Consider the following 1078-nt stretch of genomic DNA (forward strand, 5'->3'; position numbering starts at 1 on the left):
CTCCCGGATCGGCTCGCGGGGTGAACAGGTGCGGCTCGTCGTCACCGACCCGGAGTTGTCCGGCGCACGACGCGCACCATCTGGTCGACGGCGCGCCGCAGCCGCCGCATTCCCGCGGCAGGATGAGGTCGAACATGCCAGGGCGCTCAGCGCGTCAGCGCGGTGAGCACATCGCCGAACGCCCCCTGGGCCAGTACCGAGATGGTCTGGGTCTGCGGGTCCAGCGAGGTGATCCGCTGCAGGTCACCGTTCCAGTGATAAAGGTTGCCGCTGATCGGGCCCGGGTTGCCGGCACTGAGCGTCTGGCACAGGTGCGCCATGGCGTTCACCGCCGCGAGCACCGGACCCGCGGCGTGTATCGGATGGACCATGAGCAGGTTTCGCGACGGCGCGCCGACGATCACCCCGTGCGGTGTCACCGGCAGGTAATCGGGCACCAAGGCCCCGATGTCGAGAATCTTCGAGCCGACGAACACCGATTCGCCGGCCAGGATCGAGAATTCCGCATCATCGTCACTGCGGCGGATGACCTCGTCGATCGGCTCGGCGACGGTGTTGCACCGACCCGCCTCGCGCAACCTGCCTGCGTCGCGGGCCGAGACCTGGTCGGCGTTGAGGTAGGCGACGACGTCCGGGTAGTCGATGCACAGCACCTCGGTCAGGCCGTCGGCGACAGGCCATCCGTACGACAGCATGCCCCCTGGTGAGGACTCGACCTGTTCGGCCGACAGCACCCTGGCCCGCACCCGTTCGAGCAGTTCGGAGAAGTCCATGTCCTCGACCCTGGGACGGTCCCGCGCGGCGAGCATGTCCGCGAAGTGCTTGTCCACCAGTGCGGGCCAATCCTGTTGCCCGGCATTGCGACACGAGCGGACCAGGTTGTCGAGACCGTAACTCGACCCGTCCGAACACTTCACCGTGGCACCGTCCGCGTCGAACACCGCCTCGACCCGGCGCGCCGCCAGCACCTCCAGCGTGAGGCGCCGAATATGCGCCATCTCGTCGGCCGTCATCGCCGGATACGCGTCGTCACGATCTTCTGCCATGCCGCCCCCTCGGTCGGCCCCCAGCCTATGTC

The 1078-nt window shown here is 68.1% G+C and carries 1 protein-coding gene; it reads right to left on the minus strand.

Annotated features, from left to right (window positions below; translation table 11 throughout):
• Positions 1-146: 146 nt before the first annotated feature.
• Positions 147-1078, minus strand: a 932-nt coding sequence (locus ACWGPE_RS19210; protein ID WP_452049349.1) for a hypothetical protein, incomplete at its 5' end; no start/stop codon positions are given.

The organism is Agromyces sp. NPDC055658 (assembly GCF_053618155.1).